This is a genomic window from Ruegeria sp. CE8 (assembly GCF_056537465.1).
This window is the reverse complement of sequence record NZ_JBQFRP010000018.1, coordinates 41,437-65,498: the sequence shown is the minus strand read 5'-3', so window position 1 is coordinate 65,498 and position 24,062 is coordinate 41,437. Positions and strand designations below refer to the sequence as shown.

Sequence of the window (24,062 nt, the reverse complement as noted above, 5' to 3'; positions counted from 1 at the left end):
ATGGTCCAGCGTCTTGTGCGGTCCATGGGCAGCAGGGGCATCCCGCCACCGCAAACCATTGCGATTGATGAAGATAATCCCGCTCACCACACGCCTGTCATCGACGCGCGGTTTGCCGTGGGGCTTCGGGAAGAAGGGCTACAGACGCGCCATTTGCGCATCCGCAAGCCAGAAGAGATCAGACACGTTCACCGCTCGTTTTTGAACCGTGAATCACGCCGCAAAACGGAAATCAATGGGTCCCGACGCTAGGGCGTGTTCTGGATGCGATACATGACGTTCACCATTACGAAGATCCACTGATCCTCATCAAAGACTGTTGGGCTAGTCGCGCAAGCTATGACCCGCACAACTCTAATCCCAACCGTTGGTGGAATCGCGAAAAAACTGGTGCGGACAATTGACGCTCATATGTGTTTGTCCGATCGCATCGAGTATCAATTGCGTGCTACAAGCCAGCTCCGCCATAATCTCAAGGCATACGCCGGGTTGGCTACGGCTCTTTGCCGGCATTAGCTGCGATGTGCCTGCGAAGGCACGTTGGGCTGGTTTCGAAGGGAGAGGAGGATTTGGCTGCCATACTCACTTCTTGCCCTTAAGCTTTACCTGATGCAAACTTGTACGCGGAGGAGGGATGTCTGTTTCACCGCTGGGTCTGTTAACAAACGGACCAGTGTGGGGTCATGCTTTTGGAGGAGTATGTTATGACATCCAAGACCACAGGTTCCACACCACCAGACAACCTGACACCGCAGCCCGGGGCCATGCCCAGGGTCAATAAAGTGACTGCGGATGATATCACCGCCTCGCTGAAGGCTGGGTTTTCCGACTTTCTGGCTCGTCCCATCATGAGCGGCTTTTTTGGCCTGTTCTATGCGGTATTCGGCCTTCTGTTTGTTTGGAGCCTGGTCTGGCTTGGCAAGATCTGGATGATCATTCCCGCCGTTGTTGGCTTTCCGTTGGTCGCGCCATTTGCCGCCGCGGGGCTCTATGAAATGTCCCGCCGGATGCAGAAGGGAGAGAGTTTCGGCTGGTCTGAAATCCTTGCCGTCATGGCCAACCAGAGCAAACGCGAAATGGGCTGGATGGCCTTTGTCACACTGTTCATTTTCTGGGTGTGGATTTACCAGATTCGGCTGTGGCTGGCGATCATCCTGCAGAATGCATCCTTCTCGGATTTTGACGGTTTTCTGAACACCGTTTTGTTCACACCGCAGGGTTGGACCTTCCTTGCTGTTGGCACCTGTGTTGGCGCATTTCTGTCGGCTGTCCTGTTCACGGTGACCGTCGTTGCCATGCCCATGCTGCTCGACCGGGAGACTAACTTCGTTTCCGCCATGTTGACGTCCATTCGTGTCGTCACGGAAAACCCGGTGGTCATGCTCGGCTGGGCGGCGATCATCTCTGTCACGATGCTCTTGTCGCTTGTTCCGGCGTTTCTGGGCTTGATCTTCACCCTACCGATCCTAGGCCATACCACATGGCATCTTTATCAGCGGGCTGTGCCGCCAGCCGAAGAGTGATCTGTCCAACCATCACCTGCAGCACTGCGTAATTCGCTTGAATGATGCGTCTTGATCCGCCAATGAAGCAGGAGAGGGGCATTGCGGACGATTGATCAAAGCCCAACTTGCAGCTTGCTTCGTTCGCCATCGAATGGTTCTTACTGGCCGCACGCCTGATCTACCATTACCCTGTTTCACATGGCAATCGAACCCAGACTGGACATCATCGGGGCGGCGCTCGCCGATCCCAGCCGATCCCGCATCCTTTGTGAATTGATGGATGGGCGCGCATTCACGAACAAAGAGTTGGCCTGCGCGGCAAACGTCAGCCCTCAAACGGCGAGTGTGCATCTCAAGCAACTCGAACTGGCTGGCCTGACTTCCTCGCTGCGCAGCGGGCGGCATGTCTATCATCGTGTTGCGAGTGCCGACATAGCCGAGGTGTTGGAAAGGCTGGCAACGCTATCGCCAACCGACCACCTGGCCCGCCCGGGACAGATCGCAACGGACACACAACGGGCGCGCAGTTGCTACAATCATATTGCAGGCAGGCTTGGTGTATTGATGACAGAGCGTCTTGTTGCCATTGACGTGCTGACCCTCCGTGACGATGCCATCACATTTGGCTCACGCTATCAGGCCTTTGTTGACGACATCGGGATCGAAGTCCTGCCTGTTTCTTGTGGAAAACCTCCTGCAAAGCTCTACCTGGATTGGACAGAGCGGCGGCACCACATTTCCGGGCCGCTGGCTACGGCGTTTATGCAAAAGGCCCTGGCTGTGAAGTGGTTGGAGCGCAGGACTGGAAGCCGAGCCCTGACCGTCACATCTGACGGGTATGATGCGCTCGAACGCTGGTTTGGCCTGAACAGTAATACAGTGGACGGCACCGATCGCACCTGACGGTTCGACCGTCAGCGAACCGTCCTTTTCCACAGCGCCACCGATACGAGCTATCCCTTCAGGCAAACTGTTGGAGATTGTCATGACATTGCCCAAACTCGACAAAGACAGGTTCGTTCCTGAAAATGGCCTGCGGATTACTGTTCAGGTTCCTGTTACACACGTGCAAGGGATCGTGGACGCGGTTCTGGTGGATGACGCATTGAAGTACGGCGACTATGACAGTGTCACCTATCGAACCGCGCCGGGTATCCAGCAATTCAGATCGTTGGGGAGTGGACGCAACGCAGCAACCCCAAAGGCGGTCGAGGTGCCCTGCAGTGAGTTGTCATTCTTTCTGGCCAGCGATGAGGGGAAAGTTAGCCAGATCCTCAGAAACATCTATTCATCGCACCCCTATGAAGAGCCGGTGATCTTTGTCCAGCCTTGCGTGCGAACCCTGCATATCCGGGGTGTAGATGAGGACAATCCCAACAGGTTCTGGAACAATGACGCCGAGGATTGGGTGCCTGAAGAACACCGGTAGAAAATGCCGAATGGGACATTCGCTGCATCCCTACTGAACCGCTCGCACTAAGAGTGGCTTTTCGCGTCGAGCGTGCGATCAACGGGACGAAGTTGCCATTGCCGTGATACGGAAAGCTATGCCAACTGCAATGCATACACGTTGTTCAGGTATCCTTGGCCGCCGATTAGGAACTGGGTTTCTCCAACGTGCTCGAACCCCTGCGCGAGGTAGAAAGCAATGGCGGGATCGTTCTCTGCATTGGTGGCAAGCCAAACCGACTTGGCGTCTTTTTGACGGCAGTGTTGGAGCGCAGCAGCCAACAAGCGTTTGCCGATCCCTTTACCATGATGACGCGGTTGGACGTAGAAGGTTGAGATTTCCAGTTCTGAACAACCGGGCACTGGCGCCTTGCTCGCGGAAGACACCCGAATGAAACCGTCAATTCCTTCGTCGTTTTCGGAAACAAGGATGAATTGGTCCGGATCAAGGATGAGATTATCTATTTTGGACGGAGTAAATTCCTTTAATGCGTAGTCGGCAAATGTGGCATTCACACCGCGTTTGATATAGGTGCCGATCCACACTTCAATCGAGATCGCGGCAATGCTTGATGCATCTGAAACTGTCGGATTGCGAATGGTCATGGCCGATAGATGCCAGCATGCTGGCAAAGGTCAATGCAAAAAGGGCTCAGTCGGTAATGCGACCCTCTCGCATAAGCCTGGGTTTTAAGTCTATGAGGGGTCAGTATTTTTTGCTTTCGGAACGCGCAGACGCGTTCCGAAACTGAACCGATTGACCCGACTTGATTGAATGTCTAGCCCAGTTGAACAAAAACCTGGCCGCCTTCAATCTTGACCGGATAGGTCTTGAGATCTTCGGTGCATGGAGCGGAAAGTGCCTTACCCGTGCAAATGTCAAACCGGCCCCCGTGCAAAGGGCATTCGATGACGCAGTCGATGACCAGTCCGTCCTCCAAGTGTTGCTCCTCATGGGTGCAGTGGCCGTCGGTGGCAAAGAACCCTTTTTCCGTGTTGTAGATCGCATAGGTCTGATCGCCGTGGTCCCAGCGGATCAGATCTTCTTCGTCGATGTCATCCGTGCAGCACGCCTGTACCCAGTTGCTCATGTGCCTAGACCTCTTTTGTCATCAGTTCTTCTTCAAAGGGATATCGCGACAGGGTGATCGGGCCGCTTTCGGTGACCAGCACCATGTCTTCGAGTTTCACACCCTCGACCCCACCGATCTCGCCGATATAGCTTTCGACGCAAATCACCATTCCGGGCTCTAGCTGGCCGTCGTAGAATTCCGGGTGATCCGGAGAATGCAGGATCACCGGCCATTCGTCCGCCATGCCCAAACCGTGCATCATACAAGGGTAAGGCTGGTCGCTAAAGCCCGCAGGCGGCAGATGGCGGCTGAGCGCAATCTCGGAAAACGCAGCCCCGCTTTGAACCAGCTTCGTGTTCTCCATCACCTCGGTATGGGCCATGGTATACAGGCTTTTCTGATAGTCCGAAGGCCGCCCAGGCCCGCAGCGGAACGCGCGCGAGATGTCGGCACCATAACTGAACGGCCCGACCATGCCGCAGTCGAACACGACAAGATCACCGGCGCGGATCATGCGCGAGGACGCCTCTTGCTGCCACGGGTTTGTCCTTTCGCCTGACGCCAGCAAGCGATAGTCCAGCCATTCGCCGCCGCCCTCAATCAGGGCGGACCACATATGCGCCCATAGCTCTTGTTCCATCACCCCATTGCGCAAATTGTCCCGCATCCGGGTCATGCCATCCTCGGCCACCGCGATCGTCAGGTTCATGGCAAGGATTTCTTCGGGAGACTTTATCTTGCGTGCATGTGCCAGAACCGGGGCGACGTCCGACACCATATGGCCCTTGTTCACCAAAGCCTGCTCGGCATGGAACCCGGCGCGTTCGATGGCGATCTTCTTCGCTCCTTGCCCGCAATGCTGTTGGATCAGGTCATCCATCTGATTGGCCCACTTTAGTGTCCATTCGTCATGCCGCGGCCCCGCGAACATGTAGGACAGCGGCAGCAGGTCGTCGCGGATTTCGTCGATGGTCTCCAAGGTGCTACCGGTGTTCCGCCCGGGTTCCGAGTCGAAATAGACCACCGGCCCGTCGGCGGGTATGAACAGATACCCGGCCTGAATATGCATCTGGAACAAGGTGCAGTTGCGCACGCCGGTTGCATAGCGGATCGACAGCGGCTCGACCAGAATGATCGCGTCCAGGCCCTGCGCCCGGATTTGTTCACGCAGCCGGTTTTGGCGATACCGGCGCATTCGCGGTACGTCGATCATCCCTTCGGTATCGACGGCCTGCATTGGCGGGGTGATCCATGCGGCTTGTTCAAGCGTTAACGGCTGGGGCTTAGCGGCAAAGGCCCGGCTATAGTCGGTTGCGTCGTTCATTTGTGCGTCGGCGTCCATTTATCGAGGGCCTCGAGGAACTTTTCCTTCTCGCCCGCGTGCATCGAAATATTGGTCTGCGGATAAGGGAAGTTGCCTGCAGCGCCTTCGCGGTGAAATTCACTCAGGGCGGCGACACGTTCGTCGTGGATCTGTTTGTGCAACCGGCCGACCTGTCCAAAGGCGTGGGCGTGTTTCGGCGGTTTTTTCTCTTCGCTGGCTTCGCCACAGATATCGGCCAGAAACGAGAAAATGGCATCTCCTGCCATCCCCGACCCCAGCGAGAATGTGACGACCGAGGTCTTGTCGTTCACGGCCTCAAGAACCTCTTCGGCGATGCACTCGGCTTCAACCGCGAAGACGCCGACGTCTTCCATGCGCTTCAGTGTGGTCCAGATTTCCATCGCCTCTTCAGCCTTGCGGCCAAAAGCGCGCAACCCACCGCAATGGTGGCTGAACGTGGGGATCAGCCCGATATGGCTTTGAACCGGAATACCTTCGCGGGCCATGCGCTCCATCACGTCAAAGGATCGCAATGTATAGTACATGTCGGACCCACGTCGCATCGCGTCAAAGGCGTCTGCGACGATTTCATCATCCGAACCAAACCGCGCCCAGGTCGAGCCCACCCCGGTGAAATGCGCCGGTGCCAGCCTGCGGATGTCTTCAATCTGATTAGAGCCGACGACGAACAGGTCGATCCCCGCTTCGACACAGGCGCGGATCTGGTCGTTGTCGGCCGGATTGGCCATGGACAGCTTTTTGCCCGATCCCTTGAGCGCCTTCAAATCGGCTACCGTTTAGTTGCGGATCGCCGGGTTGCGGCTGAAGTCATAGATGCGCTTCATGTTACATCGTCCTTTCTGCAATACGTTCCACTGGCCCGCCGCTGGTTATCATGTGGGGAGCCTGCCGGATCGATTGGGCCTTGGTCGACAGACTCAACGTGCGACGCAACGTGATGACAAAGACTTCCCAATTGGTGCGCAGGAAACCAGGGTCAGGTTCTGGCACCTGATCGTGAACGGCCTCGGCCAGATCGGGCAGGGCGTGGAATGGCACCTGCGGATACAGGTGGTGTTCGACATGGTTGTTCATGTTCATGTACAGGAAGTTCGCCAACCAATGCCCACGGAACGAACGGGTGCTGTCCAGGATTGAAGGCGAGTTCTCTTGCAACTCGACATGTTGGATCAGGGTAAACAGCAACATGACCGGCGCACCCATGATGCGCGGCATCACGATGAACCAGACAGGCCACCAAACGCCGACAAAGGGCGCAATGGCGATCAGCGTATAGATCGCAAGCATGATCCGCGCGTTGCGGGTCATCCTCGCGAACTCGTTTTCGGGTGTCACCATTTTCATGGTGTCGGTGTAGTGACCGATCGCCAGATGCCAGAACACCTGCATGTGAAAGCGCAACAGACCAAAACCTGTGATCTCGGTCAGCCAACCGCCGAAACCCATGGGCGTATCAAAGGGCATCTGGCTGTCCTTGCCTACATGCCATGTATGCGTGTGATGGTTGGTGTGGGTGTAGCGCCGATGCAGTGGTTCTTCCATGTACAGAAGTGAGGTGACCCACAGCACAGCTTCATTCAGCCAGCGCGTGCGAAAGGCGGTGCCATGGGCGGTTTCATGACTGAAAGAATAGGCTGGCACGGTCAGCACCACGCCATGCACAAACATCGCAGGCCACATCCACAAAGTGCCAAGGCTTAGCCAAACCAGCGTGCCGGTCAGACACAGGGCACCCACCCACTTGGCCAAGTAGACCAGCCCTGGACGGTCGGATCGGGCGGCGATGGATTTCAGGGTCTTCTTGTCCAGCTTCACACCGGAAGAGGCAGCATTCGTTGGGACATAGTCTGGCATGATCTCAGCTCGCGTAATCGTCGGTTTCGTATTCCGGAACGGCCCTTAGCTCGGCTAGGTAGTCGTCTATTCGATCCGGGTCTCGCAGTTCTTGCGCGGTTTTTTCTAGGACGCCGTGCCAATCAGCCGCTGTGTTCGGTCCAACGCGGCGGCCAAATCACTTCTTTCCGACCAGTAAGTCTGGCTTTTGGAACGCGCAGTTTGCGGCAATTTGCATCTCCTCCCGAGTTGAAAAAGAGATGCCTCACGATCTGCTTCGATGACAAATGATGAATCTTAGGTTATGTCATTAAGAAAATTAATGGAGATATCGTGCATGATCAATCCGGCCTCAGGTTTACCCCCTCTGACCTGGTTGCGCGCATTTGATGAAAGCGCGCGCCATCTGAGTTTCACACGTGCTGCGACCGAGTTGAACCTGACGCAATCGGCAGTCAGTCAGCATGTGCGCAGCCTAGAGGCGTTTCTTGGTCGGGACTTGTTTGTCCGCAAAACCCGGATGTTGGAGTTGACCGAGGATGGGGCAAATTATCTGCCCGGCATACGTGAAGCCTTTGCACTGATAGCCAACAGCACGCGCGCGTTCACCGGATCGCATGCGGGTGAAATCGTCCGTGTGCAATGCAACATGGCTTTCTCGGTGTTTTGGCTTACCCCGCGCCTGCATCGGCTGTATGCCCAACACCCCTGGCTGGTGCTTGATATCATAACGCCGATTTGGGACCCGGAACGGCATGCATCGCAAGCTGCGTTGGAAATTCGGTTCGGCCGCCCCGATGAGATGACCGAACCAGCTGAAAGGTTGACCACAGATCGGTTTTACCCGGTCTGTGCGCCCGAATATCAAGGCGGAGAAATCGATCTGGAAACAGCGGTTCTATTTGACTGTGCCGGCACCACGGGTACGTGGGAATCCTGGTGCCAGGCCAGCGGGGTTGCCTTTGAGAGGTCAGGACAGGTCAATCTGACGTCGACTTATGTCATTGCGATCAATGCGGCGCTGAATAATGCCGGAATTACCATGGCGCATGACACTCTGGTGTCTGACCTGTTGGCAAAAGGGCAACTCACGCGCCCATTTGCGGATTCAGCGGAACTGGTCGAAGGGTATTACCTCCTCCCACCTTCGCCCCATTCACTGACTCCCGCCCGCGAAGCATTTCTCAGTTGGCTGCGAGAGGAAGCTGAACTGACCGCGCTTTAGCCGAGAAACTGGGTTTCAATTACGCCGTTTTCGGTTCGGAACCACAGATATCCTGCACAAACAACTCGACCGCGCGGCGATGTGCCCGGGGCGCCCGGGTTGCGAGATAGAATGTCGACGTCCAGTTCAACATGTTTGGTGCAAGTTCTCGCAGTCTGTCGCGGCGCCCCCAGTTTTCGACGAAGTGAACCGGCAACATGCCCAGATAGTGCCCGGTTTCGATCATGGTCGCCATTGCTTCCATGTTGGCGACAACAGCCTTTGGATGTCTGGCCTGAAGTTCTGGCGAAACCAGCATATCGTAGTTTCTTTGGCACATTTCAAAGCCCGAGATAACGTCGAGATCGATCTGATCATTGGGCAATTTGTAAAGAGGGTGATCGCGGCCACAGTACAAGTGGTGCTCTTCGTGGCACAGTTCGGTGTAGACCAGATCAGCTACCTTATTTCGAAACGGCGCAATTGCGACGTGCAGGTCGCCGGTGATCAGGCGTTGCGTTAGTTCGGTTGGTGATGCCACCACGATTTCCAGCCGGACTTCGTTGGGCCGGTCTAGGAACCGCTTTAGCGACTTTGCCAGCTTAAGGTCCGCAAGTGTGTTGACCGCATCGACAAGTCCAATGCGCAGATCACCGGTTATGGTGTCGCGCAGTTCCAGCAGTTCCGCATCAAAATCACGAGCGCTGCGCAGGATGTCGCCAGCTTTACGATAGGCGATCTCACCCCGCTCGGTCAGGTGAAATCCTCCGCGGCCACGTTCGCAGATCCGGTATCCAAGCGCGGCCTCAAGATCGCGGATTCGGATGCTGATTGCCGACTGGGTTATGCCCAAAGCGTATTGCGCATCGGTAAACCCGCCGCATTCGACCACGGTCACGAAAGTCTCTAACAGAGTATTTCTGAGCAGTTTCAACGAGTATCCGCCCCACAGGAATTTCCACGCAGTTTACATGAAAAATCTTTATGTGAACATAATCAATATGATATTTTTTCGTGTAAATTTCTGTGTTGTCCTGCCTCTCGATCTCCAAACCGCAAAAGATCTATGGGAGGAAACCAACATGACATTTACCCTTAGGCAACTCAGGAACACAGCTGCAGTTGCTCTGCTTAGCCTGACGCCACTCACCGCTTTGGCCGAGGACTGGAAATTCGCCATCGAAGAGATTCCTGGCTCGATCATGGATGCCTATGCGCAAGAGTTTAAATCGCGCATCGAAGCCGCCACCAACGGCGACGTCACCGTCACTGTTTACCCAATGGGCACTTTGGGTACGCCGACCGAAACCGTTGAGCAAGCTGCCGACGGTATCATCCAGTTCACCAATGTTTCGATCGGGAACCTCGGAACCATCGTTCCCGAAAGCCAGGTCTTCTTGCTACCTTATCTGCTGCCGTCTGATCCGGTCGCGATTTCGGAGATCCTCAGCAGCTCGGAAACCATCTACGGCCCGCTGAACGACGATTTCCGCCAGCGTGGTCTGGAAGTGATGACCATGTATTCCGAGGGTCCTCAGGTCTGGACCACCAATCGTGAAATCCGTACGCCTGATGACTTCGAGAACTTCAAGATGCGGGTGATGGTGTCGCCGATCCTGCTGGAAACCTACAAGAACATGGGTGCCAGCCCGACGCCGCTACCGTTCGGCGAAGTATTTGGCGCGCTGCAGCTGGGTGCGGTCGATGGTCAGGTCAACCCGATCCCTACCATCGAAGAAATGAAGTTCTACGAAGTCACCAGCCACCTGATCTGGGCCGGCGAGCAGGAACTTGTCACCACCGTTGTTGCTGGTTCGGACTGGTTCGAAACCCTCAGCCCGGACCGCCAACAGTTGGTGCGTGACACAATGGCCGACATGACTGGGTTCATTGACGGTGTGGTCACGGATTTCAACCAGAAACGTCTGGACATCATCAAAGAAGCCAAGCCTGACATCGGTCTGGTCGTTCTGACCGAAGAAGAGCGGGACGCGTTCCGCGAGCGCAGCACCGGCACCTCGGCGGCTTATGTCGACACCGTTGGCGGGCGCGGTCAGGAATTGCTGGACGCGCTGCAAGCGGAACTGGCGGGCAACTGATCCCTACCCAAACCACTCACTCAACACGACCTCACGCGCCCTGCGCGTGAGGGCTTTCAAAGGGAGGACACCATGCAAAGCGGCACCGCCACTCCCTTCGGCTTTTTGGGAAAGATCGACGCCGTCATCGGACGGATCGAAGTCTGGATCCTGGGCTGGGGGATCATCCTGATGGCCACGAACACAATCGCCAACGTCTTTGGCCGGTATGTGTTCAACCAGTCCATCTATTTCTCGGAAGAACTGAATGAGTTCTTGATTGTCATCGTTACCTTCATGGGGCTGGGCTATGCCACGCGCAAGGGTATTCACATCCGCATGTCGGCGATCTATGACGCGCTGCCGATCAAGATACGCAAAGGTCTTATGGTCGTGATCGCGGCCACCACGGCGGTCGTGATGGCGGTTCTGGCCTGGTACGCGCTGGAATATGTGCAGAAAGTCGCCTCTCGCGGGCGGATCACCCCGGCGCTGCAACTGCCACTGTACCTGACATACGTCTGGGTGGTGGTTGGGCTGACGCTCGCCTCGTTCCAGTATCTGCTGACTGCGATCCGCAATCTGAATTTCGCCGAGGAAGACGTCTACGTCTCGTACCTCGAAGTCGACAGCTACGAAGATCCCGAAACCGCAGCCGCAATCCAACGCTACGAAGATTCCACGGAGGCAGACAAATGACCGAGTTGATGCTGGTCGTGATGATCGTCCTGCTGCTTGCAGGCTTCCCGATGAAAATGCCGCTGATCTCGGCGGCGGTACTGGGCTTCCTTGTCTATTTCCCCGACATGAACATGCAGATCCTGATCCAGCAGATGATCGGGGGTGTGAAACCTGCCGCGCTGATCGCGGTGCCCATGTTCATTTTGGCCGCCGATATCATCACACGCGGACATTCTGCCAACCGCCTGATCGATTTGGTGATGAGTTTCATGGGTCACATCAAAGGCGGGCTGGCGATCTCGGTCACGTCTGCCTGCGCGCTGTTCGGCGCGGTTTGTGGTTCGACCCAGGCAACCGTTGTGGCCATCGGCGGAGCGATGCGGCCCCGGATGCTGAAATCGGGCTATAGCGACAGTTTCTCGATCGGGCTGATCGTGAATGCCGCTGACCTTGCCTATCTGATCCCGCCTTCCATTGGCATGATCATCTATGGCGTGGTTTCCGGAACCTCGATCTCGCAGTTATTCATTGCCGGAATCCTGCCGGGCCTGCTGATCGTGGTGCTGTTTTCGGGCTATTGCATGGTCTACGCCTATCGCCATGACATCCCCGTCCTGCCACGCGAAGGCTGGGGGCAGCGCTTTACTGCATTGCGCAAAGCGCTGTGGCCGATGGGCTTCCCAGCTATCATTGTGGGCGGCATCTATGGTGGCATCTTTTCACCAACCGAGGCGGCCGCGATCTGTGTGCTCTATGCAGTCGTGCTCGAAGTGGTGATCTTCCGTTCGATCAAGTTAGGTGACCTGTTTGATATCGCGCTGTCCACGGGTGCCATAACGTCGGTGGTGTTCATCCTGATTGCCGCAGGTGCCGCGTTCAGCTGGACGCTCAGCTTTGCGCAGGTGCCACAGACCATCATCGCCGCGCTGGGTCTTGAACAGGCCGGACCGCTGATGGTGCTGCTTGCCATCAACGTCGCCTTCTTTGTCGGCTGCATGTTCGTGGACTCGATCGTTGTGATCCTGATCCTGGTTCCGATCTTTGCACCCATGATCAAGGCCAGCGGTCTTGACCCGGTTCTGGTCGGTGTCCTCATCACGTTGCAAGTCGCCATCGGTGCCGCCACGCCTCCATTCGGCTGTAACTTGTTCACAGCTATTGCTGTGTTCCGCCGACCCTTCGTGGAAGTTGTGCGCGGAGTGCCTCCATTCCTGATCATTTTGTTGATCGTGACGGGCTTACTGATAGCCTTCCCTCAAATTGCCCTGTTCCTGCCGGAACTGGCCTATCGCTAAACCATAAGAAACGGAGAAAATCATGTCGGGACATGGGTATGAATCTGGTCGTCTGAACCTGCCTTTTGTCGGCATCGCGACCTTTGGCAAGAAACCTTACGTCGAAAACTGGGACGCCATCGACGCCGATGTGGCGATCCTGGGCGCGCCGTTTGACTTTGGCTGTCAGTTCCGCTCTGGCGCCCGGTTTGGCCCCCGTTCGGTGCGCGAGGCCTCGACCCTGTTCAGCTTTGGTCATGCCGGGGCATATGACCACGAGGACGACGCCACCTATCTGGGCAGCGATGTACGTATCGTCGATCTGGGGGACGCAGATATCATCCACACCAAGACCGAAGAGAGCCACGCGAACATCGAATACGGAGTAAAAAAGATCCTCGATGCTGGCGCGATGCCGGTCACGATCGGTGGTGATCACTCGATCAACATCCCTTGCATTCGGGCTTTTGAAGAAGACTGCGCCAAGAACGGACCCATCCATGTGATCCAGATCGACGCGCATCTGGATTTCGTCGATGAACGCAAAGGCGTCACCGACGGTCATGGGAACCCGATGCGCCGCGCGATCGAGAAAGACTATGTTTCAGGCATGACCCAGCTGGGTATCCGCAACGTGTCTTCGACCGCGAAAGAGGGCTATGAAGACGCCCGCGCCCGTGGCTCGGACATTCTGTCGGTGCGACAGGTACGGAAGTTGGGAACCGAAGCGGTTCTGGATCGTATTCCCGACGGCGCTCGCTACTATGTCACCATCGACATCGACGCGTTCTGCCCCTCGATCGCACCCGGCACGGGGACGCCCAGCCATGGTGGATTCCAGTATTACGACGTGCTTGAAATTCTCCAGGGTCTGAGCAAACGCGGCGACGTCGTGGGCATAGATCTGGTCGAAGTAGCCCCGGCCTACGACCCGTCGGAAAGCACTCAGATCCTTGCGGCGCAACTGCTGTTGAACTTCGTCGGGTTTATCTTCCACAACAAGAAATAAGCTCCCTCCCCGTGGCATTCTTCAGGAGAGATTGCCAATCCCTGCCAGCTTGCGGTCCATCTGCGAGCTGGCTCTTTTGCCTGGTTTTGCAAATAATTGCGGTGTTCGTTATTGCGGTGCACCTCTGGTGGCGACGCGCAATCCATCAACGTCACTGAATCTTGTGGCTTTGAACGCGAGTACTGGTTTCAGAGCTTCTCTGATACCAAAGCAACACGGTTCAAACAGCCCAAACTGTCGCAGCAGATTTGAATCGATCCGGGTTGAGATTCGATCATCGGATGCGTTTAGTACCGAAATGACGAAATCTCAGGCTTCCTCGCCCAGCTACACCAAACGCGCTTATTCTGTCGCTTTTGGCATTGGCGTGGCCCTTGCCGTAATTCTGTCGGTGTTTCTATACATTTCGCGTGAGACGGGAAACCGTATCGGTGACATGCATGAGGCGTGGCGGGACTATTCGGCTGATACCACGCCACGGGGCTACTTGATTTCGGATATACGCGCGTACTTTGGCTACGGCGGCCTGATCCATAACTTCAAAAACTACGTGCTGCGCCACAGCCCGGAATATGGGCCGACACTCCGGCGACAATCGCGCAACCTGTTGACCACGATTGAAGCCTACCGTGGCACCACGCCTTCCATAGCCGAACTGCAAGCGCTGCTGCAGATCGAAGAGGTTGCGCGCGAATATACAGACAACATCCCTCGCATCGAGGCCGGTATCGCCGCCGGATTGAGCGCGGAAGAAATCGACGCCATTGTTCGCGTCGATGACAGTGACGCCTTGACCGCGCTGGCCGAGCTTGAATCCCTGTGGATCGCCGAGCGGGACCAGAGTCTGTTGGGCATGGTGCAAGCCTTCTCGGAGGGCGAACGTTTTGTCCGACACTTCTCGGTTCTGCTGGTCGGCCTGATTATCGTGATCGGTGTAATTGCCATTCTGACGACCCTTTTGATTTCTTCCATCCTACGCACAAACCAACGACTGAAATCTGAGCTTGCTTTGCGTGAACAGGTGGAATTGGCCGAACGCAAACTGGCCCGCGCGGTCGAGCAAAGCCCGGCGTCAATCATCATCACCGATACGGACCTCAAGATCGAATACGCAAACCGCAAGTTCTTTGAACTCAGCGGTTATGAGCCGGATGAGATCTACGGGCATACGCCGAAGATATTGCAGTCCGGGCATTCGGGGCGGGGTGTTTACAGCGAACTGCAAAGCAGCCTTCAAAAAGGTCAAAGCTGGTACGGTGTGTTTCGGAATTTGCGCAAAGACGGCAGCCACTATTGGGTGTCCAATGCGATTTTTCCACTGGTTGATCAGAATGGCGCTATTACGCACTACATCGGAATTGGCGAAGACCTGACCGAAAGCCGCCGCACCAATGAACAATTCGCTCAGGTCCAGAAGATGGAGGCCGTCGGCATTCTGGCCGGTTCAGTCGCGCACGATTTCAACAATGTCTTGATGAGCGTGACCGGCAATGCCGATCTGATCGAATTGGATGCCGCCGGAAACGAAGACATTCAAACATCGGTTGACCATATACGCATCGCAGCCCGCCGTGCTCAGGCGCTGGTGCGTAAAATGCTGACCTTCGCCCGACAGCGCCCGCGGAACCCTCAGCGCGGGGACATGGTGAAAGCGGCCAAAGAGGCGTTGGAACTTATCCGAGTCTCTGCACCGCCCAACGTGGAAACCCGTTTCGAGATCAATGTCGATACTGCCTTCGTGGATTTTGACGGCACACTGTTCTTCCAGACACTGCTGAACCTCTGTCACAACGCGTTCGAAGCGATGGGCGATAAATCAGGTGAGGTTGTTTTGCGCATCGGCCTTGCGGACAAGAGCGTTCTGGATGATCTGCCGGATGACGCAATCGGCGTTATCCGGCTGGACATCAGTGATACCGGGCCGGGCATGTCCAAAGAACTGCAGGACAAGGTGTTCCAGCCCTTCTTTTCTACAAAGCCGGTTGGAAAGGGTACGGGGCTGGGGCTGACCATCGTTCACAACAGTGTTGAAGAGTGCAGGGGACGTGTAGAGTTGCACTCTGAACCCGGAAAAGGGACCCGTTTCAGCCTGTACTATCCATTGATGCCTGCGCTTAGCCCGGAAGAGCAGGCGGACGTCGAGGCAGTCGCGGGCGACGAACATATCCTGCTGGTCGACGATGATGAGAACGTGTTGTACGTCACGCGCCGTCTGCTGACGCGCTTTGGCTATCGTGTAGAGGCATATTCTGATCCTGTACGCGCCATTGAGGCTTTCAATTCCAATCCGGATGCCTTTGACGCGATCGTGACGGACCTCATGATGCCAGCACTTGTCGGCACGGAACTGATCGAGGCCGCCCGTACGGTCAGAGCCGATATTCCAGCCGTGCTGATCAGCAGCTATTTCGAAAACGCACAGGTTTTGAATGCCGATGACGCTCCGGTCATGGTGCAAAAGCCGGTTGAAGTGCGAAACCTTGCACGGATCATTCGATCCCTGCTTGGCTGAGTCTTCGTTACAAAATTTAACATCTCTTCACAGACCTTAATCTGGATCAAATCACCACGAAACAACTGCCCTCTACAATTTGGACAACCGGTCCTCGGCCACCCGGAGAGACCGGTCCAGCGACAAAGGGGCATTTAGATGATGACCAAAGCCAGAACATGGTTCTCGGCGCTATCGACAGTTTCGCTGCTGACGATCTGTGCCGCGTTACCGGTTCACCAGGCCCAGGCGGAAGAACCGGGCCCGGTGGAAGCAATTGAATTTGATCCAGCCAAGGCGGCTCTTGGGAAGCGATTGTTCTTTGATCCACGCCTGTCCGGCGACACCGAGCTGTCCTGTGCCAGCTGCCACCAGCCGGAATTGGGTTTCACTGACGGGCAGGCTCTGTCGGACGCCTATGCAGGGAACCTGCATTTCCGCAACGTTCCGACGTTGATTAACAGCGCCAAGCGCGCGGCGTGGTTCCATGATGGACGCATCGGCACCAACCTCAACGACGTGACCCGCGAAAGCATCACCGAGACCTATTCCATGAACATGGACATGCGTCTGATGCAGGAACGCATCAAGCAGGATCCGGTTTATGTCGAAATGTTCGAAGCTGCCGGATTTGGCGAGCCTTCAAACGGTGGTGTCCGAAACGCGATCCCCGAATATCTGAAAACGCTGATCTCGCGTGGCGCACCCTTCGACACCGGCGAGATGTCGGAAGAGGCCATGGCGGGCTATGAACTGTTCAACGCCAGCGGCTGCAATTCGTGCCACTCGGGCGAGCGGTTCACCGATGACCTGCCGCATAATATTGGTGTTCCGGACAACCCGGACATTTGGGCGACGCCCGAACGCCACATCACTTTCGTGGCCATGATGAAGTTCCTCGGTGTTGCGAACTACATGAACCTGCGCGCCGATCCGGGCGCTTACATCCGTACCCACACCGCCGACACGTTCGGCACCTTCATGACCCCGACGCTGCGCGAACTGACCTACACCGCGCCGTATATGCATAACGGCACGATGGCGACGCTCGAAGATGTGGTGTCCTTCTACAACGCCGGTGGCGGTGACGATGAAAACAAGGACCCGCGCATCAAGCCGCTGAACCTGAGCGAGACCGAGCAAGCGCAGCTGGTGGCCTTCCTCAAGGCGCTGTCTGGCGAGCCGCTGACCGGTCCTGAATTCATCGCCGAGGACATCGATACGGACTATGCGCCGATCGAGAACTGGCAAGACGCGACAAACTGAGGAGTGGACCCATGAAAGACCTTAAGTCTTACCTTTCAGGTACAATCGCCACCGCTGCTCTGGTTGCCGCCCTTGGTTCGTACGCCTTTGCAGAGACCAGCATGGAGATTGAGGCCGGTATCGGCGGGGCAGACCCCGATCCGGATGCGCCATTGGTGGCGCTGGGCGAGCCTCCAATTCCGCTGGACAACCCCCAAACCGATGCCAAGATCGAACTGGGCAAGATGCTGTTCTTCGATCCGCGTCTGGGCGGCAATCCATCGACGCCCTGTTCGGCCTGTCACATGCCGGACGTCGGGTGGGACGTCGAAGCACCAATCTCGTTCGGATATCCCGGCACGACCCACTGGCGCAACAGCCAGACCATCGTGAACTCGGCCTATTACGGCAAGCTGTTCTGGGCGGGCTCAAGCAAAAGCCTGGAAAGCCAGGCCAAATCCGCCGCAGGCGGCGCGGTTGCCGGGAACGGCGAGGCCGACATGATGGAGGCCCGTCTGGCCTTCGTCCCCGAATATGTCGAACGCTTCAACGATGTCTTCGGTGACCAGTGGCCGCGCGTCGGCAACGCATGGCGGGCCATCGCTGCGTTTGAACGCACCATCGTCCAAACAGACACCCCCTTCGACAACTACCTGCGCGGGGATGATGCGGCGCTAACCGAAGAACAAAAACGCGGGCTGGAGCTGTTCACCGGCAAGGCGCAATGTTCCGAATGCCACAATGGCGCGCTGCTGTCGGATGAGAAATACTACAACACCGGCGTGCCCGCCTATGGCGGTTGGCAGGATGACGGTCTGGCACAAGTCACCTTCCGGTACGAGCTTTATGCCAAAGGCTCGACCGAAGAGATGTATCGCCACACCAAGGACGACCCTGGCTTCTATTTCCGCACCAAGGAAAAGGCCGACAGGGGCAAGTTCCGCACACCGTCCCTGCGTTACACCCTCTATACCGAACCCTACATGCATAACGGCATGCTAGAGACGCTCGAGGATGTGGTCGAATTCTACAACCAGGGAGGCGGCGAAAATGAATTCGCTGACAACAAATCCCCGCTGATCCAACCCCTTGGCCTGAATGATCAGGAAAAGGCGGATCTGGTGGCATTCCTGAAATCCCTGTCCGGCGAGGAGATCCTGATCGAGGAACCCGAACTGCCGGATTATCAGCCGCTTCCAGCGGCTGCCACAGAGGAGTAAGCGCTATGACAGATCATAACGCAACCGGATGCAGCTGTTCGGGCGAGGCCAAAAAGGCCTGCACCGTGAACCGCCGACAGTTCTTGTTCGCCTCGGGTGCAACGACCTTTGCCGTGATGGTGGCCATGCCCACCCGTCACGGTCAGGCCGAGCAAGTACCCGCCCTGGTGTCCACCTATCCGCGCAAGCTGATCGGCAAATTGTCCGAGCTGGAACAGGATGTGCCGGTCGAGTTCTATTACCCGGATGAGGGCGACTATTCGGACTCGATCCTGGTCAAGACCGGCGTGGAAAGCGGCGGCGGCATCGGTCCGCAGCGGGACGTTGTGGCATTCAACCTCACCTGCACCCATCAGGGGGGGTCGATGTTTGACAGCTACAAGCCGGAACATAAGGTGCTGGGTCCATGCCCGCTGCATCTGTCCACCTATGACGTGACACGGCATGGCATCCTCGTCTCGGGGCAGGCCTACCAGTCACTGCCGCAGGTCCTTTTGGAACTGGACGGCGATGACATCTACGCCGTTGGCATGTTCGGCCTGATCTACGGCCGTTACGACAATCTCATTGCATAAGGGGAGGGGAGACTGACAATGGCAACCCCGTATTACGTACCCGAAACCAACGTCCCGCTGCCGCCCAAGGGCGCCGAGGTCATCTCGACCGCCTGCGACTATTGCATCGTGGCCTGCGGTTACAAAGTCTATCGCTGGCCTGTGACAGCCAAGTCGGGCGGTCCCGGCGCGGATGAAAACGCATTTGGCGAGGATTTCCCCGTTGCCCCCTTGGGTGCATGGGTGGCTCCGAACCAGCATAATATCGTGCTGCACAAGGGCCAGCCGCATCACGTGGTGATCATCCCGGACAAGGACAACCAGACCGTCAATACAGACGGCGACAGTTCTTTGCGGGGCGGGTGTATTGCACAGAAATGCTATAACCCGCAGACGCCGACACGCGACCGCCTGAAGACGCCGCTGATGCGGATCTATGGCACGCTGATGCCGGTCCCGTGGGATCTGGCGCTGGATGTGGCGGCCGAGGTGGGCAACCACGTCATCGCCAAACACGGCACCAATGCCTATGGTGTGAAAACCTTCAGCTACCAGTATATCGAGAACACCTATGCAATCTCGAAATACGCGCTGCGCCATATCAACACTGCGAACTTCACCTTCCACGACACGCCGTCCGACGTGACATCGACACCCGGTTTCCGGGATGCGGGTTTCGATAACTTCGGACCGTCCTATGAAGACTGGCGCGACGCGGAAACCTTGCTGGTCTGCGGCACCGACCCGTATGAGACCAAGACCATCCTCTATACCCAGTGGATGATGAAGGGGATGCAGAACGGTCAGAAGGAAATCTATCTGATCCCGCGCCGGTCCGCCGGTGTGGCCCATGCTGAGAAGATGGGCGGTCTGCATATCGACGTTCTGCCCGGCACTGACCTGCTGGTTGTCAACGCCATTGCCCGCGTCATCGTGGAAAATGGCTGGGAAGACAGCGATTGGATCAAGAAATGGGTCAACAACAAGTGGGAGAGCTCCTCTGGCTTCGGTCAGGGCACCCGGAACACGCCCTGGCAGTGGCGCACGACCTGGGGCAAGTTCCAGACCAAAGGCTTCGAGGACTGGAAAGAGTGGCTGTTGTCGCAGGACGAATTCGCGCCCGAGACCGCCGCGGCCATGGCCCAGATCGACGTGCAAAAGATCTATACGGCTGCCGAATGGCTTGCCAAACCCAAAGAGGATGGCTCGCGCCCGAAAACCTCGATCATGATCGAGAAAGGGTTCTACTGGTCGAACAACACCGGCAACACACAGGCGATCTCCGCGCTGGGCATCATCTGTGGCTGTGGCGGTCGTCCAGGTCAGGTCATCGGCCGAGCCGGTGGTCACCAGCGGGGCGGCGTCAAGGGCGGGAAGTACCCGCGCAACAAATCGCCCGAGAAACTGCCGGGCCGCCGTCGCCGCGCCATGGATACCGACCGGTATCTGATCGCAGGTCATACCCGTATTGCCCACGTGATCGGCACCACCTGGATTCAGTCCATGTGCGGATCGCAGCAACTGGCCGACAAGTTCGAGGAACTGACCGTCCGCAATCCGCACCAGATCGCCAGCTTCGACAAGCAAGAGATGATCGATACGCTGAAGGCCCGCGCCGACAGTGGCGGCATGGTGGTGATCAATCAGGACATCTATCTGCAGGACCCGATCGGCAACCGATACGCCGACATCGTATTCCCGGCAGCGACTTGGGGCGAAGAGGATTTCCTGCGCGCCAACGGTGAACGCCGTCTGCGTCTGTATCAGAAGTTCTATGATGCCCCCGGTGCGGCGAAACCCGACTGGTGGATCATCGCGCAACTGGCACAGCGGATGGGCTTTGACGGGTTCGACTGGCAGAGTTCGAACGAGGTCGCCGAAGAGGCCGTGCGCTTTACCCGCGGGTCGCGCAAAGATTTCCACGCGGTCTATCGTCTGGCCAAGAAGGAAGGCAAAGGCCTGCACCAGAAGGTCCGTGAATTCGGCACCGATGGGGTGCAATGCCCGGTCATGCTGGATGCCGACGGTGTTACACTGATTGAGACCAAGCGCCTGCACGACACGACACGCACGCTGCCGGAGACCGGTGCAGCTGGGAAAGATGTGTTCAACAAGAAGCTGACGCACTTCAACAGCCAAACCGGTAAGTGCAACATCCAGAAATCGCCTTGGGGTCTGTTCTCGGACTATTGGGAATGGCTTAAACCAAACAAGGACGAAGGCGAGTTGTGGGCGACCTCCGGTCGGATCAACGAACGCTGGCAATCCGGTTTCGACGACCGCCGTCGCCCGTACATCGTGCAGCGCTGGCCGGAAAACTGGGTCGAAATCCACCCCGACGATGCGGCCGAGCGCGGCATCGAAAGCGGCGATTATGTGATGGTCTATTCGGAACGCGTTCCGGGTAACAAGACTACGCTGCTGGGTGTGGAAGGTGATGACTTCCAGTTCTCGAAACTGATGGAGAACGGGCATATCGAACTGACCAAAGCGGCGATCACCGCCGTGGCCATGGTCACGCCCGCCATCAAGAAAAGCGTTGTTTACATGGACTTCCTGCACATGCAGCAGCCTGCAAACGCGCTTGAGGGCCGGATCGTCGACTGGATCAGCGGCAACTACAACTACAAGATGGGTGTTGCCAAGGTCCGCAAACTGGGGCCGAGCCCCTACAAGACCTCGTTCCGTACGATGTCCTTTGCGCCGCGCGACATCGCCTGATGACAGCTTTCCGGGGGGCGGATGCCATGCCGCCCTTCGGGTTCGGTCCCACTGCAGAAGGGACCATAGGCCGGCGTCCCCGGCCTAACTGGAAGGCAGGTATCGGTTGGGAAACCTGCCTTCCACTTTCACCCAACCCGCCCAACCGCAGACATGGCAGCTTGATATGAACATGCATTCCGATACCGCCCTGCGCGACGAGGCCACCAGCCTGGTTTCCGAATACGCAAAATCCGATTATGACGTGATCCGCCTGCGCGCCATACAGGCCCTAACTGCTATTGGTGCCAAGAACAGCCCGGCCTTGGTCGAGGCGCTGCTGGATGATGACGAAGACGTCCGTCAGGACGCCGCTCAGGCGCTGGGCGCTTTGGGAGTACAGGAAGCCGCTTCGCAACTTCTGGAGAACCTGATCCACGATCCCTGTGGTGAGGTGAAGCTGGCCTGCGTGAACGCCTTGGCGGAATTGCAATTCGACGATGCCGCGCCTTACCTGCGCACCTTCGTGGCCGGGCGTGGGGATGAGGTCACGTGGGACGAAGACGAACTCCATCAGGACGAGTGGGACGACTGGCTGGACACCCAAATCGCTGCAATCAAGGCATTGGGTCAGTTGGGTGACGCTGCCGCGATCGAACCGATTGTCATGGCTCTGATGGACGAAGACGGGCAGGAATTGGGCGATGTCGCCTGCGAAGCGTTGGGCCGGATCGGCCAGCCTGCCGTTCCGACGTTGGGTGTGTTCGCTCAATCCTCGAACCGCCGCCTGCGCCACCGTGCCCTGAAAGCGTTGGCAGCTGTTGGTGGCACCGAAGCCGAAGGCATTTTGCGCAAGGTGCTAAAGGACAAAGACGGCGCAGTTCGCCTGATCGCCTATGAGGCGTTGATGCCCAATAACACGTCCTTGGTCGAGCAAGCCCTGACCGATGCGGTCGAAGACATCCGCATCGCCGCGCTGAATATGTCGGGATTTTCCGAAGCGGAACTGCTTGACCGCATGATGCGCGACCCGGGTGCCAAAGTGCAGTTGGCTCTAATTGACAGGCTGGACCGCGGTGCTCCGATTGCCGATCGAGAGGACCTGCGATGGCAGGTTTTGGACTTTCTGGCGACTGGACAGCAACCCGAAGTGTCAGCACAAGCGCTGGGTTTGTTGGCGGCTCTGGCCCCGGAACTCGTGGCGGATCGCCTGAACGCGCTGTTCTCGGTAGACGCAAGCGACCTCAAGGCTGAGCGTATGCAATGGGCCATCGTTGACGCGCTGGCGACTTCTCCTTCACGCGAAGCGGCGGAGTGGTTGCAGCGCGCGTGCCGTTCTCCGTTCCGATCCGTGCGGCTAAAGGCTTTGGCGTCGCTGGCGACGATTGTTGCCGACGACGCCCGCCCGCATGTGAACCAGCAGCAGGGGCGCGAGATGCTATTGTCTTTTGCCCTGGCCCCAATGCCGCTTGCTGTGGAACAAGACCCCGAAGAGGAAGCCCCTCGGACCGACATTGCTGCGCTGGAAGGGGCCGGACTGGATGTGTCGGAAGGTGGTGACAATGGCCCGACTTCAAGCCTCGGCGCGATCCTCGGCCACGACGCAATTGCTGCCGAGATGCAGCAAGAAGCAGAAGAGGACGTCGTGCAGCCGCTGACCCCACGCGAGCAGGCTTTGCTGGCCAAGGCCACACGACATCCGAAACGCCGTCGGGTCGCGCTGGACGATGATTCCGAGGCTCTGGCGCGTGAAACCCGCATGTCTGCCATTCGGCTGCTGGGCGAGGTAAGAGGCATGCAGGTCATGCTGGCGCAGATTGCACAGGATGCCGACACCGAAATTGCACAGCAGGCATTGTCGGCGCTGGGTGTATCTGTTGCCCGTCATGGGGCGGAACTGGACGACCGGCAGGTTGTCGAGCTGATTACACAGGGCTTGTCACACACGGATTCGAACCTGTCCTTGCAGGCGCTGAAACTCCTGCAATTGGCTGATCTGCCGCCGCAGGACGCGTTGCGCGGCAAGTTGCGGGCAATGCTGAAAACGGGCGACACTCCATTTCGTATCGATGCCATGCATATCCTGACCAAATGGAATGGCACGGCAGACGTCGCAGGCGGCCTGCTCGACGATCCGTCCGCTCCGGTTCGGCAGGCTGCGATGCGCCTGATTTCCGAGATCGCTCCGGAGCGGGCATGCGCCGAGATTGTGCCCTTCCTTCTTGCCAATCCTGAGCAGCGCATTCTGACCTATGTCAATGACAACTCTCCGGCAGTGGTATCCATTGGCCGCAAATTATTGGCCGAGCTGCGCGACCAGAACCGCCGCGGGCAATGGCCGGTAATGATCACTGCATTGGCCGATTTGTTGCGGGAGCCTCCGCGCTCGGTCTGAACCCGG

At 57.3% G+C, this 24,062-nt stretch carries 20 protein-coding genes and 1 pseudogene; 14 read left to right on the top strand and 7 right to left on the bottom strand.

Annotation, left to right across the window (positions count from 1 at the left end; genetic code table 11):
- Positions 1–186, bottom strand: a pseudogene (locus tag ACR0AA_RS22010) (transposase); the annotation flags it as partial.
- 518 nt (positions 187–704) lie between these two features.
- Here ACR0AA_RS22010 and ACR0AA_RS22005 point away from each other — a divergent pair.
- From ACR0AA_RS22005 to ACR0AA_RS21995, 3 genes are all read left to right on the top strand, one after another.
- Positions 705–1,523 (top strand): DUF2189 domain-containing protein, encoded by an 819-nt coding sequence (locus ACR0AA_RS22005; RefSeq protein ID WP_480757443.1) that lies wholly within the window; start codon positions 705–707, stop codon positions 1,521–1,523.
- 180 nt (positions 1,524–1,703) lie between these two features.
- Positions 1,704–2,408, top strand: a complete 705-nt coding sequence (locus ACR0AA_RS22000; RefSeq protein ID WP_480757440.1) for an ArsR/SmtB family transcription factor — start codon at positions 1,704–1,706, stop codon at positions 2,406–2,408.
- Between the two features lie 82 nt (positions 2,409–2,490).
- Positions 2,491–2,934, top strand: a complete 444-nt coding sequence (locus ACR0AA_RS21995) for a YqfO family protein (protein WP_480757437.1) — start codon at positions 2,491–2,493, stop codon at positions 2,932–2,934.
- A 116-nt stretch (positions 2,935–3,050) separates the two neighbouring features.
- On the opposite strand, the gene ACR0AA_RS21990 is transcribed toward ACR0AA_RS21995, so the two are convergent.
- The 5 genes from ACR0AA_RS21990 to ACR0AA_RS21970 form a co-directional block, all read right to left on the bottom strand.
- On the bottom strand, positions 3,051–3,560 hold the full coding sequence (locus ACR0AA_RS21990; protein WP_480757435.1) for an N-acetyltransferase family protein: 510 nt from the start codon (positions 3,558–3,560) through the stop codon (positions 3,051–3,053).
- Positions 3,561–3,733: 173 nt separating this feature from the next.
- Complete coding sequence (locus ACR0AA_RS21985; protein WP_480757433.1) at positions 3,734–4,045, bottom strand: non-heme iron oxygenase ferredoxin subunit; 312 nt, start codon at positions 4,043–4,045, stop codon at positions 3,734–3,736.
- A gap of 4 nt (positions 4,046–4,049) precedes the next feature.
- Entirely contained in the window at positions 4,050–5,351 is a 1,302-nt protein-coding gene (locus ACR0AA_RS21980) for a M24 family metallopeptidase (protein WP_480665886.1), read from the bottom strand.
- Entirely contained in the window at positions 5,348–6,136 is a 789-nt protein-coding gene (locus tag ACR0AA_RS21975; protein WP_480757430.1) for a 3-methyl-2-oxobutanoate hydroxymethyltransferase, read from the bottom strand. Before ACR0AA_RS21975 ends, ACR0AA_RS21980 begins: the two co-directional genes overlap by 4 nt.
- 61 nt (positions 6,137–6,197) lie before the next feature.
- Entirely contained in the window at positions 6,198–7,226 is a 1,029-nt protein-coding gene (locus tag ACR0AA_RS21970; RefSeq protein ID WP_480665888.1) for a fatty acid desaturase, read from the bottom strand.
- A gap of 316 nt (positions 7,227–7,542) precedes the next feature.
- Between ACR0AA_RS21970 and ACR0AA_RS21965 the strand changes: the two genes are divergently transcribed.
- Complete coding sequence (locus tag ACR0AA_RS21965; RefSeq protein WP_480665889.1) at positions 7,543–8,430, top strand: LysR family transcriptional regulator; 888 nt, start codon at positions 7,543–7,545, stop codon at positions 8,428–8,430.
- A 19-nt stretch (positions 8,431–8,449) separates the two neighbouring features.
- On the opposite strand, the gene ACR0AA_RS21960 is transcribed toward ACR0AA_RS21965, so the two are convergent.
- Positions 8,450–9,343, bottom strand: coding sequence for a LysR family transcriptional regulator (locus tag ACR0AA_RS21960; protein ID WP_480665890.1), 894 nt, complete (start codon positions 9,341–9,343; stop codon positions 8,450–8,452).
- A gap of 148 nt (positions 9,344–9,491) precedes the next feature.
- Between ACR0AA_RS21960 and ACR0AA_RS21955 the strand changes: the two genes are divergently transcribed.
- From ACR0AA_RS21955 to ACR0AA_RS21910, 10 genes are all read left to right on the top strand, one after another.
- Complete coding sequence (locus ACR0AA_RS21955) at positions 9,492–10,508, top strand: TRAP transporter substrate-binding protein (protein WP_480757427.1); 1,017 nt, start codon at positions 9,492–9,494, stop codon at positions 10,506–10,508.
- A gap of 72 nt (positions 10,509–10,580) precedes the next feature.
- Positions 10,581–11,186 carry a TRAP transporter small permease gene (locus tag ACR0AA_RS21950; protein ID WP_480665892.1) on the top strand — a complete coding sequence of 202 codons (606 nt, stop codon included), beginning with the start codon at positions 10,581–10,583 and terminating at the stop codon, positions 11,184–11,186.
- Positions 11,183–12,463, top strand: coding sequence for a TRAP transporter large permease (locus tag ACR0AA_RS21945; protein ID WP_480757425.1), 1,281 nt, complete (start codon positions 11,183–11,185; stop codon positions 12,461–12,463). Before ACR0AA_RS21950 ends, ACR0AA_RS21945 begins: the two co-directional genes overlap by 4 nt.
- A gap of 22 nt (positions 12,464–12,485) precedes the next feature.
- A complete protein-coding gene (speB, locus tag ACR0AA_RS21940) occupies positions 12,486–13,451 on the top strand; it encodes an agmatinase (RefSeq protein WP_480757422.1) in 966 nt (321 codons plus the stop codon).
- 298 nt (positions 13,452–13,749) lie between these two features.
- The gene (locus ACR0AA_RS21935; RefSeq protein WP_480757420.1) at positions 13,750–15,963 is read left to right on the top strand and encodes a hybrid sensor histidine kinase/response regulator; all 2,214 of its coding nucleotides are present in this window, start codon (positions 13,750–13,752) and stop codon (positions 15,961–15,963) included.
- 138 nt (positions 15,964–16,101) lie between these two features.
- Positions 16,102–17,208, top strand: coding sequence for a cytochrome-c peroxidase (locus tag ACR0AA_RS21930; RefSeq protein ID WP_480757418.1), 1,107 nt, complete (start codon positions 16,102–16,104; stop codon positions 17,206–17,208).
- Between the two features lie 11 nt (positions 17,209–17,219).
- Entirely contained in the window at positions 17,220–18,407 is a 1,188-nt protein-coding gene (locus ACR0AA_RS21925) for a cytochrome-c peroxidase (protein WP_480757416.1), read from the top strand.
- A gap of 5 nt (positions 18,408–18,412) precedes the next feature.
- Positions 18,413–18,982 (top strand): arsenate reductase (azurin) small subunit, encoded by a 570-nt coding sequence (locus ACR0AA_RS21920; protein WP_480757414.1) that lies wholly within the window; start codon positions 18,413–18,415, stop codon positions 18,980–18,982.
- Between the two features lie 18 nt (positions 18,983–19,000).
- A complete protein-coding gene (locus tag ACR0AA_RS21915; RefSeq protein WP_480665900.1) occupies positions 19,001–21,682 on the top strand; it encodes an arsenate reductase (azurin) large subunit in 2,682 nt (893 codons plus the stop codon).
- Between the two features lie 166 nt (positions 21,683–21,848).
- The gene (locus ACR0AA_RS21910) at positions 21,849–24,056 is read left to right on the top strand and encodes a HEAT repeat domain-containing protein (protein ID WP_480757411.1); all 2,208 of its coding nucleotides are present in this window, start codon (positions 21,849–21,851) and stop codon (positions 24,054–24,056) included.
- Positions 24,057–24,062: the final 6 nt, after the last annotated feature.